Below are 18,460 nucleotides of genomic sequence, written 5' to 3' on the forward strand. Positions count from 1 at the left end.
AATGAGCAAACGACGAGTGAGGAAGAACAGACAAATAATGAACAAACAGAAGAACCAGCTGAGACAGAAGAAAATAAGGAGACAAATGAAACAGATGAAGGAGAAAATAGTGAATCAACTGAAACAGAAGAAGCAGGTACAGAGGAAAAATATGAAGCGGTTGATCTGGGAGGACGAACCATTCGTATTGCCAACCACTGGGATCTCACACCACAAGGCGGAACAGAACTAGCGGATGCATTAGTGGAAAGGATGAAAGAAGTAGAAGAAAAATACAATATTACATTTGAATTTATTGTTATTCCTTGGGAAGAGAAAGTAAATCAAGTAACCTCCAGTATCATTGCAGGCGAGCCCTTGGCTGATATTGTTGGTCTCGATAGTGCTCAGGCAGCCTCACTCATCCAGGAGGATTATTTGATTCCATTAGATGATATTGTCGATTTAAATGACATTTATTTACCGAAGAAGCTGCAGGAAATGGGAACTTTCCATGACAAGGTATATATGTTTAACAATCAGCTGAACCAAAGTGGTGGCATGTATTACAACAAAACGATGTTTGAACAAGCAGGTCTGCCTGACCCTTATGAACAACAGCAAAATGGAGAATGGACTTGGGAAGCGATGCTTGAAGCAGCGAAGACACTGACGACTGGTGACCAATATGGCATGAGTGCTGATCCAAATATATTAGCAGAATATTTAATTTCTTCAAATGGGGGGCAAATCCTTGATACGAGTACATTTGAAGTGATGATCGATTCACCTGAAGCAATCGAAGCATATGAATTCATGGCATCCCTTTACCATGAACATCGGGTGATTAAACCAAATGAAGGGAACAACTGGGAAGATCCACGGAAATACTTCTCAGAAGGACTTGTTGGGATGACACAAGGCTGGATTTGGGAAGCGGAAGGAAGAGCAGAAACATCCTTTGAGTGGGGATATGTATTTTGGCCAAAAGGACCTAAAGGAACAGACCATCAGATCCCGTTATCTAATTCAGAAGGGTTAACCATTCCGGTCGGTGTGGAACAACCAGAAATAGTTTATCAGATTTGGGAAGATATGCAATTATGGGACCGATCAGAAGAAGGAGTCCTGGAATGGTTCGAGCAAGTGATGCCTAGTATGGAGGCAATTGATACAGCTGCACAAATGCTGGATAATATCAGCGTTAATTATTGGCAGGCATATAATCTGCAGGATGCCTTCCATGAAATGAACGAAAATATCGCCACTGGTGCGGAATCACCGACACAGGCTGTTAGCAGTGTGAAGGGAGAAGCACAGGCAAGAGTAGATGAATTTATTGGCAAGGAATAGATACAAGTTTTGAGTTGAGTAAAGAAAATACAATCTTCTATAAAAGAGTGTAAGATTGTATTTTCTTTTTTTCTCACAGCGCCAATCGTCTATATAAAGGTTTGTCATGCACTCCTAATATTTCTTCATCAATTAAGGGGGGAAATAGTTGAAGAATAAGCGCTTAAAGAAATGGTGTTGTCTCAGTATCATCATAGCAATGCTGTCGATTATGTCATTTGAAACAGATAAAAATAAGAGGGAGATTGTTGCAGATACAAACAATGATTTTACTGAAACGATAACGATTCGGGAAGATTTGTATGGGAATTATTTATCGACATATCAGGATAGAAACCAGCCTGATGTGGAGATGATTGTTGAAGCAGAGGATTATGAACGTGCAGAAGGAATGGAAGCAGAGGTGTTAAATAATTTTGAAGGTAATGAAGGAAAGTCGCTAAAGACGAATGAAACAGGTTCCGTCCATTGGGAAGTAGAGGTAGAAGAGGAGGGCATGTATAATTTGGCAGTTAAATATTTTCCGATGGAAGGGAAAAGTTCTTCCATAGAAAGAGAGCTTTGGATTAATGGAGAACTGCCATTCCAGGGTGCAGCTACTCTTACGTTCCCGCGTATCTGGGTGAATGAAAAAGAAGAAATAGAAAGAGATAACCGTGGAAATGATTTAAGACCACGCCAAATAGAACAGCCAATCTGGCAGGAAGTGACATTGAAGGATTCGGAAGGCTATTATGTGGAACCATATTTATTTTATTTGAAAAAAGGTGTGAATACCATTTCATTTGTTTCTTCCAGGGAACCTATGGTTATTGATTATCTGAAAATTTTTAAAGCTGATTCTGTAAGGACATATGAAGAGGCGAAAGCGGATTACCAAAAAGATGGATTGCAAGAGGTGAAGGATGTCGCACTGAAAATTCAAGGGGAAGAAGCGATATTAAAGTCTGCCCCAACTCTTTATGCAATAAATGATCGATCAAGTCCGGCAACAGAGCCATACCATGTATCGAAGATTCGAATGAATTCCATTGGCGGGTACAATTGGCGCTGGCCGGGACAGTGGATTACTTGGGAAGTGGATGTACCAGAATCAGGATTATATAAGATCGGGATAAAAAACAAACAGAATTTAGTACGAGGAGTTTTTTCGACTCGTAAATTACTCATTAACGGGGAAGTTCCATTTAAAGAAGTAGAAAAATTGGAATTTACGTATCACAATGACTGGACAATGAAGGAATTGGGAGAGGGAGAAGAGCCATATCTGTTTTATCTGGGAAAAGGCAGAAATGAAATGACACTGGAGGTTACCTTAGGCGATATTGCCCCATTACTGCGCACGGTCGAAGCAAGTGTATTGGAGTTAAACAATATATATCGCAGGATTTTAATGATAACAGGTGCTGTTCCAGATCCATATCGTGATTATCAGCTGGAGGAACAAATCCCGGAGATGACGGAAATTTTCAAAAGACAGAGTGAGACTTTAAATCAAGTGGCAGATGAATTAGAACAGGTGACTGGGGAAACAAGTGACCAGACGGCCATATTGCAAACAATGGCATATCAGCTTCAGGACTTTGTGGATCGGCCGGAAACCATTAAGCGGCGTCTGGATTCATTTAAAGTAAATGTCGGGAGCTTAGGAACATGGATCTTAACCGTAAGAGAGCAGCCATTGGAAATTGATTATTTAACTATTTCATCAAAAGACAGCAAGCTGCCAAAAGCAGATGCTTCGTTTTTTCAGGAGCTAGTGCATGGTGGCGGAGCATTCTTTTCTTCTTTTGTTGAGGATTATAACACGATTGGGAATGTTGCGGATCCAGAAGATATGGAAGAAGAGAAAAATATTACGCTCTGGATAGGTACTGGTCGAGATCAGGCACAGGTGCTTAAGTCGATGATTGATGATACCTTTACTCCTCAAACTGGTATCAATGTCAATCTCAAACTTGTTCAAATGGATGTACTGCTTCCGGCGACCCTTGCAAGACAAGGTCCTGATGTAGCGATGCAGATTGGGAATGAAATACCTGTTAATTATGCGATGCGGAATGCAGTAGTTGACTTAACACAATTCCAGGATTACGAGGAAATTGAAACAAGATTTAGAGAAAGTGCCGTCGTTCCCTACAGATATAATGAGGGCGTTTATGCATTACCTGAGCAGCAAACTTTTAGTATGCTGTTCTACCGCAAAGATATTTTGGAAGAGTTAGATGTAGAGGTACCGCAAACTTGGGATGACATTGCTGAATTGATCCCAGTATTGCAAAAAAATCATATGGACATTGCGTTTCCATTGTTACAGGATCCACAATTTCCTGGCCAGGTTCAGAATTTGATTCCAAATCAGACATTTACGATGATGCTGTATCAGCAGGATGGAAAGCTGTATGAAGAGGATGCAACGAAAAGTGCCTTAGATTCAGAAGTCTCCATGGATGTTTTCAAAGATTGGACTAGTTTGTATACGAACTACAAGATTCCGTTAAAATTTGATTTCCCTAACAGATTCCGAACAGGGGAAATGCCGATTGGAATCGATGATTATACTTTATACAACCATTTATCTGTATCTGCACCAGAGATTCGCGGTCTGTGGGAGTTTGTCCCGGTACCGGGTACGATGCAGGAAGATGGAACGATTCGCAGGGAAGTTGGGAGCAGTGGGACAGCCGCTGTCATTATGGAGCAATCTGAGAATAAAGAAGCAGCCTGGGAGTTTCTCAAATGGTGGACGAGTAAAGATGCACAGGTTCGGTTTGGAAGAGAGATGGAAGGGTTAATGGGTGCAGCTGCCAGATATCCAACCGCCAATATCGAAGCATTAAAAGAATTACCATGGCCAATGAAAGATTACGAGCAACTTGAGGAGCAATGGCAATCAGTAAGAGGAGTGCCGGAAGTTCCTGGAGGATATTTCACAGGCCGTCATTTAGATAATGCGTTTCGGGAAGTTGTGAATAATGGAACAAATGCGCGTGAAGCATTGCATGACTATGTGATTTACATTAATGATGAAATAAGGCTGAAAAGAAAAGAATTTAATCTATCAATAGAATAGGGGGGTATCCATATGGACATATCGAAATCAGATCATGTGAAGCAAAGAAAAGAGAAGCAATCAATCCTACAGCAGTTCAAACGAAATGTAAGAATGCATAAGCATTCTTACATACTGATGGCCCCTTATTTCAGCTTGTTCTTTCTTTTTACCGTTCTGCCTGTCATCATCTCGATTGTCGTAAGTTTTACTTATTTCAATATGTTGGAACTGCCAAGATGGGTTGGCTGGCAAAACTATGCACGGTTATTTTTAGAGGATGATGTCTTTCTTATCGCATTGAAGAATACCTTCCTCTTTGCTGCAATCACTGGTCCTTTGAGCTATATTGCCTGTTTTGTCTTTGCATGGATTATTAATGAATTTTCCCCTAAGATCAGAGCCTTTCTTACCTTGATCTTTTTTGCTCCTAGTATTTCGGGGAACATATTCTTTATTTGGCTGATTATTTTTTCTGGTGACAGCTATGGATATGCGAATGGTTTTCTGATGAAGCTTGGGATTATTTATGAACCGATTCAATGGCTGCAAGACCCGCAGTATGTATTAGCGATCGTTATGTTTGTCCAGCTGTGGCTTAGTCTGGGAACAGCCTTCCTGGCATTTATCGCTGGTCTGCAGAATATTGATGTGACTTTATATGAGGCAGGAGCGATCGATGGTGTGAAAAACAGGTGGCAGGATCTGTGGTATATTACTCTGCCATCAATGCGGCCGCAATTAATGTTTGGTGCGGTTATTCAAATTACGATGTCCTTTTCTGTTGCCGATGTATCGATGGCAATTGCCGGATTTCCGAGTGTTCAATACGCAGCACATACCGTCGTTACACACTTAATTGACTATGGTTCGATCCGGTTTGAAATGGGATATGCATCCGCTATTGCTACTATTTTGTTTTTGATGATGATGACAACCAACTTAATTACTCAACGGTTATTGCGAAAGGTTGGTGAATAAAGGTGGCTTTGTCTATTGCGAAAAAAGGGGTATCTAAACGGAAAAAGCGTTTAAACCGATCATGGTTTGGGACATTGATGCTGTTTTCTTTTATCGGTTTGTTCGGGGCCTTTATGGCATTGCCTTTAATTTATACGATCAATAATGCCTTTAAACCTTTAGATGAAATTTTCTTATTTCCACCACGCTTTTTTGTTCGGAATCCGACATTCACTAACTTCGCTGATCTGGCTAATTTAATGGCAAATTCCTGGGTGCCATTTACACGCTATATGTTTAATACCGTATTTATTACAGCGGTTGGGACAGCTGGACATATTATCTTTTCAGCTGCAGCTGCCTATCCGTTGGCAAAGCACAAATTTCCGGGCTCCAATGTTCTTTTTGGGATTGTTGTCTTATCTTTAATGTTTTCTCCACATGTTACAGCCATTCCTAATTATATGACAATGTCTGTATTGGGGTGGGTCGATTCCTACTGGGCAGTCATTGTCCCATCATTTGCTTTTCCATTGGGATTGTATTTAATGAAGCAATTTATGGAGCAGATTCCTGACAGTATATTGGAAGCGTCAAGGATAGATGGGGCAAGTGAATATCGTATATTTTGGAAAATTGTGATGCCAATAGTGAAACCGGCCTGGTTAACATTAATGATTCTTTTATTTCAGCAATTATGGGGCACAGATGGAGGAAATTTTATTTATAGTGAGGAATTAAAAACAATGCATTACGCGCTCGGGCAAATTATCCAGGGAGGGATTGCCAGGGCAGGAGCAGCCGCGGCTGTAGCGCTGATGTTAATGTCTGTTCCGATTATTGTCTTTTTATTCTCACAAGCTAGTATTATTCAGACAATGTCATCATCTGGCATGAAAGATTAGGAGGGATAAGATGGTTCGTTATCATACACTGACTCGCATCATTGTAGCTTTTGCATTGTTTCTTTGTCTGTTCAGCCCAATCGAAGCTTCCGCTGCCGTTTCTTATCCCTCTTATAATTACTCCTATTGGGAAAATACCGATCCATCTCCTTTACCATATACACCTGAAAAGGTAATCGATGGGCGCGGTACATCTTACGGCTTGCTGAATTCACCAGAGGATGTATTTGTTTCAAAGGATAATACCCTCTATATCGTTGATTCTGGTAATAACAGAATCATTGTCTTAGATGAAAATTATGAGCTTATCCAAGTCATCGATACATTTCAAAATGGCACCAGCACTGATCAATTCAATGATCCAAAAGGGATATTTGTTACAGAGGAAGGAAGTATTTATGTTGCAGATACAGGAAACCAGCGAGTCATTGAATTAACAGAAGAAGGAGAGTTTATTCGCGAAATCGGTGCACCACAATCAGATGTGATACGGACAGGATTTGAGTATCATCCGATCAAAATTGCGGTAGATAAAGCAGACCGCATTTATGTGATTGGGCGGGGTGTATATGATGGGATTATTGAATTTGATTCTGATGGCATATTTACCGGATTTATCGGTGCCAATCGAGTGCGGTTTAATCCCATTGACTATGTATGGCGGATAATAGCAACAGAGGAACAAAGGGAAAAGATGGCGTTATTTATTCCCATTGAATTTAATAATTTAGACATTGATGAAGAGGGATTTATTTATACGACAAATGCGGAGGAGGATACCAGTACCCCAATTCAGCGTCTGAATCCTACAGGAGAAGATGTATTACGTAAGGAAGGATATCATGAGCTTATTGGTGATTTAGAGTATGCCCATACAGGGAGCAGTGCAGGCACGTCAACGTTCGTGGATGTTTCGATTAATCAATTTGGCATGTACAGTGCGCTTGATATCAAGCGGGGAAGAGTATTTACGTATGATGAAGATGGCAATTTGCTTTATATATTCGGCCAATTAGGTGATCAAGTCGGTACATTCCGCACACCAGTAGCGATCGATCAGCTTGGCGAAGATATCATCGTACTCGATAAAGGCAATCATCGCTTAACAGTGTTCAAGCCGACCGTTTTTGGATCACATGTTAATCAAGCTGTCCATTATTATAATCAGGGGGATGACCAGGCATCTGCGGAATACTGGAAAGAGGTGTTGCAGTTAAATGCGAATTACGAAATTGCTTATATCGGTATCGGGAAATCGCTTTTAATGGAAGGGAAAAATAAGGAAGCAATGACTTATTTCAAGAATGGTCACAGCCGAAGTTATTATTCCAAAGCTTATAAACGATATCGACAAGAGATATTAAGAGAACACTTTGGCTTAGGGATGACTGTTATGGTTTGCTTCTTCCTTTGTGTTGCGAGTTTGATTACTTTCCGGAAAATAAAGAGAAGGAAGGTGAGCGGTGTTGAAAATGGAATGGATTAAATTTCCGATCTTTGTATGTTTTCATCCTTTTAAAGGGTTCTGGGAACTGAAATATGAAGAAAAAGGCAGGATATCGATTGCTTTTTTATTCTTATTCTGTTTAACGGTTGTTGCGATTTTGAAACGGCAATTTACAGGGTTCATTGTAAATTTTAACAACCCAACTGAACTGAATAGTATTGCGGAACTGCAATATATCGTTTTACCTTTCATTCTCTGGTGTATTGCCAATTGGTCTATCACGACATTAATGGAAGGGGAAGGCAAGTTTAAAGAGATTATTATGGCGACTGCATATGCTCTTGTTCCACTAATTTCCTTATATATTATAAGTACTTTGATCAGTCTTGTAATCACATGGGAAGAAGCACCTCTTTATTTTTTCCTTGAGACAATAGCAACAATATGGTTTCTCTTTCTTTTATTTATCGGCATTATGACCGTACACCAATATACGGTGACAAAAACGGTGGTTACCTTTGCACTTACGGTCATTGTCATCGCAGTAATGCTGTTTCTAGGGTTGCTAATATTTAGTTTAATTCAACAGATGGTCTCATTTGTCGAAACCATATACAGGGAATTGCTGTACCGTATGTAGATAGGAGGTTAGGTAATGAGTAAACGAACGACTCGAACAGCTGTACCATGGGTGATTATGGCTCTCCTAAGTGTCATGATATTCGCACCATTGCCACTATTAGCCGATGAAGAAGAGGAGCAGACAGAAGAGAATCCCGAAGAAATAGGGCAAGAAATGGCGGAGGAGGAATCTGCCCAGGGAATAAGTCAGGCAGAATTAGAAGGTTTTCGTGAAGATATTTCAGAAACCGTGATTGAGGAACAGCTGCAATCGATGGAATTAATCGCAGAAAATAAAACACTCGCATTATATATTGATAGCCAAACACTCGAGATAGCTGTAAAAGTGAAGCAATCAGATAGAGTCTGGTTTTCAAACCCGGCTGATCGTGAATCAGATAGTATTGCCAATGGAGAGAACAAAGCTTTATTAGACTCACAGTTTTCTATTACTTATTATAACCGTTACGGACAATCAAGCGTCATGCACAGTAGTGTAAGTGCTGATAATGGTCAGTTTGAAATGGTACCTTCTGAAAATGGCGTGACAGTCATTTATACATTGGGCGATATGTCAAAAGGAATAGATGCGATACCAAAGCGGATCTCAACGGAGCGACTGGAGTCTGCCATTTTAAATAAAATAGAAGATGAGAAGCTGCGGGAGGATTTACAGAAACGATTTATGTATATAGAAGAGGAAGACGTTTATGAAAGAAGAGATGAATCTTTTCCTAAAGTGGTATTGGAAAGGACGTTAACATTGTTTGAAGAGATCGGCTATAACGAAGAGGAATTAGCGATTGATAATGCAGAAGCAGGCGGGAATGAGGAAACAGGAGATGGAAAGCCTGTTTTTACGATTCCTATAGAGTATAAATTAGCGGAAGAACAATTACTTGTGTCTATTGATAGTGCGAATATCGAACAAAACGAACATTTCCCCATTGGAGAAATTGATCTATTGCCATTCTTTGGTGCTGCCAATGAACATCGTTCTGGCTATATGTTTATCCCAGATGGTTCTGGTGCACTCATTTATTTGAATAATGGGAAGACAAATTATCAGCCAATAGATATACCTGTATATGGCGAGGATCTGGCCGAGTTTACCAGAAGGAAAATGGAAGTTGTCCAGCCTGCGCGCTTACCTGTTTTCGGTATGCAACAAGAGGAGAAAGGTTTTCTGACTGTTGTAGAGGAAGGCAGTGGGATTGCTTCGATTAAAGCGGATGTTGCGGGACGATTAAATCTGTACAATTCGGTATATTCAAGCTTTGAGTTAAAAAAGAAAGGAGAAGTTTCCTTATCAGGCGGAGATCGTGAAAGCACAGTGAGTTTATTTCAGGAAGAAAGCTATCAGGGAAACATGGTGCTTCGCTATCAATTTTTGCAGGATCAGGATACCTCTTATTCACATATGGCAACAACTTATCGAGATTATCTGATCGAAAAGGAAGGATTATCCGCAATTTCCGAAGCAGAGGATATTCCGTTTTACCTGGAATTAATGGGGTCTATTTGGAAAAGGAAAACAATACTAGGTATTCCCTACAAATCATTGGAACCGCTCACAACGTTCGAACAAGCAGAGCATATTCTGAATGAATTGTTAGCTGCGGATGTCTCCACAGTTAAGTTGCGCTATAATGGCTGGTTTAATAATGGCATTCACCATTCCATCCCGACAAAAATAAACATTGATAAGGAGATTGGCGGAAAGAATGGTTTAGAAGCATTTCAGGCCTATTTAAAGGAAAACGATATTCCCTTGTTTCCGGATGCAGCGTTTATGAATGTTCACCGAAATTCTTTTGCATTTCAGCCATCTCGGGATGCTGCACGTTATCTGACAAAGAAAATTGCGGAAAGGTATCCATATAATCCGGCTAGTTTTCTGGTAGACAGGACGAAAAGCTCTTTCTATCTGCTTTCACCAGATAAATTAGAAACTACTATACAAAAATTCACCGATTCATTCACTGAACTGGGGATAGGGCAGCTGGCATTAAGAGATTTAGGTGACAGGCTTCATGCAGATTACCGCACAGATAATGTGATCGATCGAGAGGAAGCAAGAAAAATCGTCGAGACGCAATTGGATTATTTAACAGATAATGTTTCCGAATTAATGGTGAACGGAGGAAATGCTTATGTCCTTCCACATAGTGATCATGTATTGGAAATCCCTGCAACCAGCAGCGGCTATAACATGACAGATGAAAGTATCCCTTTTTATCAGATGGTGATCCATGGTTCTATCGATTATGCAGCACAGCCAATGAATCTGGCTGCTGATCAGAATGGGAACAGACAATTATTGAAAGCATTAGAAACAGGGTCTAATCCATATTTTCAATGGTTCTACGAAGATCCGACAGTTGTAAAAGATACAGAATTTAATCATCTATATTCCTCTCATTATCAGATTTGGCTGGAGGATGCCATTTCTATCTATCAGGAAAGCAATCAAGTATTGAGTAAAGTACGGCACTTGCCAATTACATCCCACAAAAAAATACAACAAGGTGTCTATGAAACACAATATGGAGAAGAATACATCGTAACGGTTAATTATAATTCTCATTCCATTCAGGCAAACGGAGAGACGATTGAAGCAGAAGGATACACCTTCAGAAAGGAGCGGTAGAAGATGCTGTTTGGGAAAAAGCTTACCCTTGTGAAGAAACGCGGGTTATGGGGATGGGTATTTATTGCACCATGGTTGATTGGCTTTATCTTTTTGTTTGCAGCTCCTTTGTTTCAGTCTGTCCTTTACAGCTTCAGTGAATTAAAGCTGTCTCCCAATGGAATGGAATTGAATTTCCTTGGTCTGACAAATTACAGCAACGCATTGATGGAACATGTTGATTATAATCGGACGTTAATTGAGGCTGTCATCAGTATGGTCATCAATGTTCCGCTAATCATTATTTTTAGTTTGTTTGTTGCAACCATTTTAAATCAAAAATTTCGTGGGCGGATGTGGGCAAGAGCCATCTTCTTTTTACCTGTTATTCTTGCTTCAGGTGTTATTGCTTCAATCGAAAGCGGCGACTTTTTACAGAGTGCGATGATGCAGGCAGGAGAAGAGAATACAGGTACAGGCTTGCAAAGTTTCGAACTGGAGAGCATGTTAATCCAAGCTGGTTTGCCTGTCGGATTGGTGGAATATTTAACAGGTGCCGTTGACCGTATTTATGAGATTGTCAGTTCTTCTGGGGTGCAAATTATCATCTTTCTAGCGGGATTACAAGCTATTCCAGCCCAATTGTATGAAGCGTCCAGGATAGAGGGAGCGACTGGATATGAAGCATTTTGGAAAATCACATTTCCAATGATCAGTCCACTCATTCTGACAAATGTGATTTATTCGGTTATTGATGCTTTTACAAATAATGAGATGACAACATTAATTCAGACAACGGCATTTCAGCAATTTGACTTTGGCTTAAGTGCATCGATGTCCTGGATTTATTTCATTATTATCAGTGTGATATTAATGGCAACCACATTCCTCATTTCCAGAAAGGTATATTACCAAAGTGAATAGGAGGTTTACACATGAGGACTCCCGCTAAAAGAATGGATCCTGCTCGTGCCAATCGCTTGCAAAACTTGCCAGTAACATCATGGTTTCACTTGGATCGTATCAAAAAATACAGCTGGATAATATTCCGGGCATTACTTATCGTTGGATTGTCGTTTGTCATTCTTTATCCCATCCTGTTAAAAGTATCAATCGCTTTTAAGGATAAAGCAGACATATATGATCCAACCGTTGTCTTTATTCCTCGAAACTTTACGTTAGATAACTTTCAGTATGTAATGGATGCAATGAATTACGTTGAAGTGCTTATTCATTCCTTCGTATTATCTGGAGGTACGATGATATTAACAACGATCGCCTGTGCATTAGCAGGTTACGGGTTTGCCAGATTTGCGTTCAAGGGAAGGAATCTATTATTCGGCCTTGTTATCCTGACGATTCTAGTACCACCGCAAACCTTAATGGTCCCAATCTATTTACTATATCGGGATTTTGATTTGCTGGGTTTAATCCGTTTATTTAACGGTGGGGAGGGTGTTAATTTAATTGGATCTTATTGGCCTTTTGTTATATCATCCATTACAGGAATGGGGTTAAAGGCTGGATTATTCATTTTTATCTTCCGGCAGTTTTTTAAAGGATTCCCAAAGGAAATAGAAGAGGCAGCCCATGTGGATGGTGCAGGTGTATTTAAAACTTTCTTTCGGGTGATGTTACCAAACGCTGTACCTGCCATTATTACCGTCATGCTTTTTGCCTTTGTCTGGCAGTGGAATGATATCTTCTTTACCACTATGTTCTTAGATAATGCGAAGGTAATGTCGATGCAATTACAGACAGTGGGTGCAACGATAGCCTACCAGATCTCTACATCTGCTGGCGGTGGTGTTGGAGGAGTAGATCCTTTCTATGTGTCAATGCTTGTGAACACAAGTGTGCTGCTTGGTATCTTGCCATTGCTTATTATGTATGCGTTTGTCCAAAGACATTTTGTTGAGAGTGTGGAAAGAACAGGAATAGTAGGATAAGGAGTGAAGATAAGAGATGGATGAACAACATATGATCCAAGTAAATCAAGTAGGTTATGTGAAGAAAAGTATCAAAGTTGCCATATCAACTGTTCCAGGCCCTTTTCAAGTGAGAGATAGGAAGACAAATCTAGTTGTGTTGGAAAGAACCTCTTCTGGACCAATAGAGGACCAGGATAGTAATCAAACTATTTACCAATTGGATTTTACTGAAATGGAAGCAGAAGGAACCTATCAACTTAGCCAGTCAGGAGTTGCGTCACCTGCTTTCACCATTGGTACGAATGTATATCAGCCTCTGCATAAAGGTTTAACGAAAGCATTCTATTATTTTCGCTGTGGAATGGACTTAACAGAGCAATATGCGGGCAAATGGGCGCACAAGGCATGCCATTTACAAGAGGGCACTGTGTATCATGATCCTTCGAGAAGGTTGGATAGCAGTGGCGGCTGGCATGATGCTGGAGATTATGGCAAGTATACAGTGGCTGCTGCCAAGGCTTTAGCTGATCTGCTGTTGGCCTGTCAATATTACCCTGGTGCTTTTCAATATAAAGCGGGTATACCAGAATCAGAGCAACAAATGCCGGATATCTTAAATGAATGTCAATATGAACTTGATTGGTTACTGAAAATGCAAGACAAGGAAACTGGCGGAGTTTTTCATAAGCTGACAACAAAAAATTTTCCAGGATTGGCTGTTATGCCAGAAGAGGATCAGGCTGAGTTGTATTTTTCGCCGGTTTCAGCAACAGCAACAGCGACTTTTGCTGCAATTATGGCGGTGGCGTCGCGTGTTTATAAAGAAGTGGATGAGGATCATGCAGAGAAATATTTAGAAGCAGCTCATGATGCGTGGAATTGGCTTGAACAGCACCCAGTCTTCGCCGGTTTTAAAAATCCAAGTGAGATAACGACAGGGGAGTATGGTGATAAGGAAGACAGGGATGAGAGATATTGGGCTGCAGCTGAGTTATACTGCACAACGAAGGAAGCGAAATATCACCGTAAATTCTGTGAGCTGGCTGGAGAAAATTTTGACAAGATTTCACTTGGATGGGCTGATGTTGGCGGGTACGGAACACGTACTTATTTGAGTCTGCCGTCAGAGATGACAGATCCTGCCATTTATCAAGAATTAAAAAGTGTATGGATGGAAAAGGCTGAGCAGCTTGTTGATAACAGTAAGGAAAATGGCTATGTCATTTCACTGAAAACGGCTGACTATATCTGGGGAAGTAATATGGTGCTGTTAAATCAGGCAATGTTTTTATTAATGACAAATAGACTTGCTCCTGATAAAAAATATGAACGATATGCCTTGGAGCATCTGCATTACCTGTTAGGCCGGAATGCGACTAATTACAGCTATGTGACAGGCTTTGGCGAGAATGCTGTTCGTAACATTCATCACAGACCATCTGCAGCAGACAATGTGGAAGAGCCTGTTCCCGGGTTAGTATCAGGCGGCCCTGACAGAGGTTTGCATGATCCTTGCGCAGCAGAAAAACTGCAAGGCTGTCCACCTGCTAAATGTTTTATTGATCATCAGGAAAGCTATGCAACAAATGAAGTAACGATTTACTGGAATTCGCCCGCTGTTTTTGTTGTGTCACATTGGGTGGGGAAATAGGATGGATATAACGATGGACTGAATGGATTTATTCGGAGCGAAATGCTTCAATTTCACTTTGTCAAAAAAAGAATGTTGCTCTATAGTCATCGTTCATATAACTTCTATGGGGGATTTTATTCTAAGAAAAAGACGAGAACTTTTCAAACAGATGTACATCAATCTGAACCAATTGCAAAAGGATGGTTCTCTTCACTCCCGTTCATACTGGCAGAACAAGAGAACCATCCATCCCAAGTGTTGGCAGTTGTCTTAAAGTCACGTAAGGAAGTGACAGAGAAAAAGCTGTATTCAATCATCTGCCGGAAATTTCATCATTTCAGCTGTACTTCCTTTTTTAAAAATATACCAAACGTTAATGAGTCAAATAAAAGCTACTTGATTGAGATATAAATTTCTGCTTGTCCATCCTCTGGATCAATATTTTTACCATAAAATTCAAAATCTGCACTGAATGTCCGGTTAATACCTGGTTGTTGAGCCCATTGCCAAATATTAGCCCACGCACGTTGCACCACTTCAACGATTGGTCCGCGTTCTGTAACAAATACAGCATATGTAGCGGCAGGGGCAGTAATTGTTTTGATCCTATCATTACTTTGCACTTTTTCGTTTACTTGTACACCAACTAATATTTCATAATGACCTTTATCTTCCTGTTCATAGTTGAAGTAACAGCTATAATGACCATCTTCCAATATATTGACTCCAAGCTTCTCTCCAATACTTTGGGAATAAAACTGTTCAAATAAATTACCAATCTTGCCATTCAGGCTTAATTCGGCCTCGTTCGTTGTTATGGTACTAATTCCCGCTAAGGTGAAGGAGGGTAATTCCTCCATACGGGTTGGCTGAATTTGATTTGAATCAATTGTTTTTTGTTTCATCCTTAATCATTCTCCTTATTATAGAATGAACTAAGTATAAAACAGTAAACCTGACAACTGTCTGTCATGTTACTTTCATATTTTTCCGCGAAACTTAAAATAAGGGTTATTACAGACGATTAGTGAAACTTATCAGGTTGTTTAGCACTGTGATAAACATTTGCAATCTGTTCCGCGCGATTCGCAATGATCTCCCGTAAATGCTGGGGCTCAAGTACTTCTACATGGTGGCCCAAGCTTAGTATGAAGCGATACAGCCATTCATCTTCTGGATAGGTTTTTTTCACCAGCCAGCAATTATCCTTATCTGGCAAGAGCTCTTCCATGCCAAACCATTCCTCTGCTAAATGACGTGCCTCTTCTTTAAATCGTAAGACGACTTCTGGTACCATAGAAGAATGCACCTTGCTTTTCCCTTCAAATGGCTCATGATTGGGTGGATCTCGGCGAATAAAAGTTTTGTCTTGTTCTAGATCTAATTCTTTCATTCTATTTAATTTAAACAGGCGAAAGTCTTTCTTTTCAAGGCAGTAAGCTTTTAAATACCACTGCCTTCCTTTAAGAATAAGCATATGTGGCTCTGCTATTCTCTCAGAAATTTCTCCTTCTGCATTCGAGTAGATGAAGCTTACTAAGACACAGCTGTCTATCGCTTCGTCTATTAGCTGCAGCTTTGGACGAAGCCGTTCCGCACCATCCCATGGCGAGTAATCTATTAGTACTCGGCTGGTTTTTTGTTGGAAATCTGCCGTATGAGCTGGCAGCACAACACTATTTATTTTTTCTACTAACCTTTGATGTTCTTCCTTGCCATACGAAGTGGAGATACTGCGAAGGGCGGTAACGATAGACGCAAGCTCGTCATTCGTTAAAATATTCCGATCTAAACGATAGCCTTCTGACAAGCCAATGCCACCATTTGTCCCTTGATAGGTAACGATTGGGATGCCAGCTGCATTAATTGTGTCAATATCTCTGTAAATTGTCCGAATGGATACTTCGAACTGATCCGCTAATTCCTTAGCCTGTATCATACGGCGATTCAGCAATAAAATGATGATTGATAGAAGTCTTTCTAACTTCACAATAGGTAACCTCCATTTTGGTTAAGTATAAAAGGAGAGAATTTTACATCTCTTGAGACAGGGGGATAAAACTGGACCAATAACTGCGAAAACAGCATAATCTTTGCTGATTTATCTTATAAGATAAGTTTATTAGTCCATAAAAAATCCCGCAATACTTTTATGCAGGATCTTTTTGAAAACTACACAACTTCCACTTTATCACATAAAAACCCTCATCGATCAAAGTCTCACGTTATTTAGCAATTTCTCCACTTTTATTATCATTCGATCAATTAACCTGTGAATAATTAATGTAACAAAACTGAACAGAAAAAAAGCAGCAATCGGATAAAACAGTACAATGAGGACAGATATACTAATTAATCCTATAATCATGATCGTAGTAGGGAAAAACATCAGGGAATAGAAAAAGGACTGTTTAAAGGTCTGGAACAGCGATAATGGATAAAGGACGCTAATCGGAATCAGATAGGCTGTCATAAATAAAACAATCATCAGCAGTAAAAATAAGAAAGATAGCAGCGCCATATAGGACCAGCCAGTTTCATATTCATGGATCAATACAAAATCCAGACACAAAATAAATACAGTGAAAAACCAGATACAGCCAATCCAAAAGCTTTTGAGAAAATTTTTTCTGAAATGATGAAAAAAAGGCCGGAAAACGCCTGTCGCCTTATCGTTTCGCCAATCATGTATGACGGCATATAGTGCGTTTGTTGCAGGAAATGATGTAATAATGGGCAAGGAAGCCAATAGCCAAATAAGATTGAGCAAAAAGAAATTGACGGTTTTTTCTAAAAATAAATAGATTCGATTATCATATATTTGCATCAAATTCCTCCATTTCCAGACTCAGTCGATAATATTTCGGGGAAGTGCCTTTCACTTTTTTAAACGTTTTTGAGAATTGTAAAGGATCTTCATAACCGACGAATCTTGCAACTTGGCTGACAGAGAAATTACTTTTCTCCAATAGCTCACATGCTTTTCTTATCCGATATTGAATAAGGAATTCCTGAATACTTTTATTGTAGACACTTTTAAACAGGGAGTTTAAATAACTGCGATCAAGCCCCACTCTATTGGCTATTTCCGAGATAGTTATTTTCTTTGCGTAATTATCATTAATTAATTGTGTGACTTTTTTTACATAAGTCAGTTTTGTATTCATGCGAGAAGGTATATCCTCTTCATGGTGAATGGAATGGATCAATGTAGATAATATGGAGTACAATGAGCCCAAACCTTTTAATTCACTGATAATTGGTTTGCATTGCTGTAAACGAATGAGTTCTTCGAAGTAATCAAATAATTGATTGTCTTGGTTGTATTCAAAAATGGGATTGTTCACACCGCAGAGTTTGGCCTGGGAAAGGAGCGAATCGGCTTGAATTCCGTTGAATCCAACCCAGTAATAATACCATGGGTTTTCCTCATCAGCTTGGTAGAATGTATTAACGTCTGGGCAGATCAGAAAGCCCTGTCCTGCTTCCAGCTGATAGCTTTTCCCGTTCACTTCAAAAATTCCTTTTCCACTCTTTATATAGTGAATTAAATAGTAATCCCGTGCTCTTGGTCCCTGATGATGCTTTGGGTAACATTGCTCTTTACCAAACTGGTTAATATAGAGATCATGGTAATTCAAATGATTTGGTACATATTCTAATATCTGCATCTAATCATCCTTTCTTTTGTAAAGATGAATCATTTAGGAAACCGCTTTCATAAAAAGAGATGCTTTTACAGGAAAACATCCTTTTAACCCATTTTATGTAAGTACTTTAGGGATTAGTATTATAAATCATAAGAGTTAAGAAAGAAAATAATATTTATGGGTAAAGGCAGAAAGTATAAAGAATGGAATCCTGAATAAGAAAAAATAAATTTATACGGTATTTAATTAAGGTATATAAAAACTCGGAGTTTTAAGCAAGAAACTCCGAGTTTTATGAAG

Annotated in this window: 14 protein-coding genes; 10 read left to right on the forward strand and 4 right to left on the reverse strand. The window is 39.6% G+C overall.

Annotated elements, in window-relative coordinates; genetic code table 11:
* The 10 genes from F9U64_RS21470 to F9U64_RS21515 form a co-directional block, all read left to right on the forward strand.
* Positions 1-1,332, forward strand: a 1,332-nt coding sequence (locus F9U64_RS21470; protein WP_194287466.1) for an ABC transporter substrate-binding protein, incomplete at its 5' end; no start/stop codon positions are given.
* A 148-nt stretch (positions 1,333-1,480) separates the two neighbouring features.
* On the forward strand, positions 1,481-4,405 hold the full coding sequence (locus F9U64_RS21475) for an extracellular solute-binding protein (RefSeq protein WP_228275837.1): 2,925 nt from the start codon (positions 1,481-1,483) through the stop codon (positions 4,403-4,405).
* Positions 4,406-4,417: 12 nt separating this feature from the next.
* Complete coding sequence (locus F9U64_RS21480; protein WP_153406945.1) at positions 4,418-5,365, forward strand: carbohydrate ABC transporter permease; 948 nt, start codon at positions 4,418-4,420, stop codon at positions 5,363-5,365.
* Positions 5,366-5,442: 77 nt separating this feature from the next.
* Positions 5,443-6,249 carry a carbohydrate ABC transporter permease gene (locus F9U64_RS21485; protein WP_153406956.1) on the forward strand — a complete coding sequence of 269 codons (807 nt, stop codon included), beginning with the start codon at positions 5,443-5,445 and terminating at the stop codon, positions 6,247-6,249.
* Between the two features lie 10 nt (positions 6,250-6,259).
* A complete protein-coding gene (locus F9U64_RS21490; protein ID WP_153406946.1) occupies positions 6,260-7,735 on the forward strand; it encodes an NHL repeat-containing protein in 1,476 nt (491 codons plus the stop codon).
* Complete coding sequence (locus tag F9U64_RS21495; RefSeq protein ID WP_153406947.1) at positions 7,722-8,336, forward strand: YIP1 family protein; 615 nt, start codon at positions 7,722-7,724, stop codon at positions 8,334-8,336. The genes F9U64_RS21490 and F9U64_RS21495 overlap by 14 nt, the downstream gene beginning before the upstream one ends.
* A gap of 15 nt (positions 8,337-8,351) precedes the next feature.
* Positions 8,352-10,967 (forward strand): DUF5696 domain-containing protein, encoded by a 2,616-nt coding sequence (locus tag F9U64_RS21500; protein WP_153406948.1) that lies wholly within the window; start codon positions 8,352-8,354, stop codon positions 10,965-10,967.
* A 3-nt stretch (positions 10,968-10,970) separates the two neighbouring features.
* Positions 10,971-11,870: a carbohydrate ABC transporter permease gene (locus F9U64_RS21505; protein WP_153406949.1), complete on the forward strand. Its 900-nt coding sequence runs from the start codon at positions 10,971-10,973 to the stop codon at positions 11,868-11,870.
* An 11-nt stretch (positions 11,871-11,881) separates the two neighbouring features.
* A complete protein-coding gene (locus tag F9U64_RS21510) occupies positions 11,882-12,895 on the forward strand; it encodes a carbohydrate ABC transporter permease (protein ID WP_228275838.1) in 1,014 nt (337 codons plus the stop codon).
* Positions 12,896-12,911: 16 nt separating this feature from the next.
* On the forward strand, positions 12,912-14,528 hold the full coding sequence (locus F9U64_RS21515; protein WP_153406950.1) for a glycoside hydrolase family 9 protein: 1,617 nt from the start codon (positions 12,912-12,914) through the stop codon (positions 14,526-14,528).
* Positions 14,529-14,902: 374 nt separating this feature from the next.
* Here F9U64_RS21515 and F9U64_RS21520 read toward each other — a convergent pair whose 3' ends face one another.
* The 4 genes from F9U64_RS21520 to F9U64_RS21535 all read right to left on the reverse strand — a co-directional run bounded on the left by F9U64_RS21520 (position 14,903) and on the right by F9U64_RS21535 (position 18,181).
* Entirely contained in the window at positions 14,903-15,415 is a 513-nt protein-coding gene (locus F9U64_RS21520) for a GyrI-like domain-containing protein (protein WP_153406951.1), read from the reverse strand.
* 119 nt (positions 15,416-15,534) lie between these two features.
* A complete protein-coding gene (locus F9U64_RS21525) occupies positions 15,535-16,500 on the reverse strand; it encodes a helix-turn-helix transcriptional regulator (RefSeq protein WP_153406952.1) in 966 nt (321 codons plus the stop codon).
* A gap of 222 nt (positions 16,501-16,722) precedes the next feature.
* On the reverse strand, positions 16,723-17,337 hold the full coding sequence (locus F9U64_RS21530; protein WP_153406953.1) for a YesL family protein: 615 nt from the start codon (positions 17,335-17,337) through the stop codon (positions 16,723-16,725).
* Positions 17,324-18,181, reverse strand: a complete 858-nt coding sequence (locus F9U64_RS21535) for an AraC family transcriptional regulator (RefSeq protein ID WP_153406954.1) — start codon at positions 18,179-18,181, stop codon at positions 17,324-17,326. Before F9U64_RS21535 ends, F9U64_RS21530 begins: the two co-directional genes overlap by 14 nt.
* Between the last annotated feature and the right edge of the window lie 279 nt (positions 18,182-18,460).

The sequence above is a fragment of the Gracilibacillus oryzae genome, from assembly GCF_009498735.1.
GTDB classification, from domain to species: Bacteria; Bacillota; Bacilli; order Bacillales; family Amphibacillaceae; genus Gracilibacillus; species Gracilibacillus oryzae.

Bases quoted from the DNA above. Each gene is read 5' to 3' on its own strand.
- F9U64_RS21480 (WP_153406945.1), top strand. From the start codon at position 4,418: ATGGACATATCGAAATCAGATCATGTGAAGCAAAGAAAAGAGAAGCAA.
- F9U64_RS21485 (WP_153406956.1), top strand. From the start codon at position 5,443: ATGCTGTTTTCTTTTATCGGTTTGTTCGGGGCCTTTATGGCATTGCCT.
- F9U64_RS21490 (WP_153406946.1), top strand. From the start codon at position 6,260: ATGGTTCGTTATCATACACTGACTCGCATCATTGTAGCTTTTGCATTG.
- F9U64_RS21495 (WP_153406947.1), top strand. From the start codon at position 7,722: ATGGAATGGATTAAATTTCCGATCTTTGTATGTTTTCATCCTTTTAAA.
- F9U64_RS21500 (WP_153406948.1), top strand. From the start codon at position 8,352: ATGAGTAAACGAACGACTCGAACAGCTGTACCATGGGTGATTATGGCT.
- F9U64_RS21505 (WP_153406949.1), top strand. From the start codon at position 10,971: ATGCTGTTTGGGAAAAAGCTTACCCTTGTGAAGAAACGCGGGTTATGG.
- F9U64_RS21510 (WP_228275838.1), top strand. From the start codon at position 11,882: ATGAGGACTCCCGCTAAAAGAATGGATCCTGCTCGTGCCAATCGCTTG.
- F9U64_RS21515 (WP_153406950.1), top strand. From the start codon at position 12,912: ATGGATGAACAACATATGATCCAAGTAAATCAAGTAGGTTATGTGAAG.
- F9U64_RS21520 (WP_153406951.1), bottom strand. From the start codon at position 15,415: ATGAAACAAAAAACAATTGATTCAAATCAAATTCAGCCAACCCGTATG.
- F9U64_RS21530 (WP_153406953.1), bottom strand. From the start codon at position 17,337: ATGCAAATATATGATAATCGAATCTATTTATTTTTAGAAAAAACCGTC.
- F9U64_RS21535 (WP_153406954.1), bottom strand. From the start codon at position 18,181: ATGCAGATATTAGAATATGTACCAAATCATTTGAATTACCATGATCTC.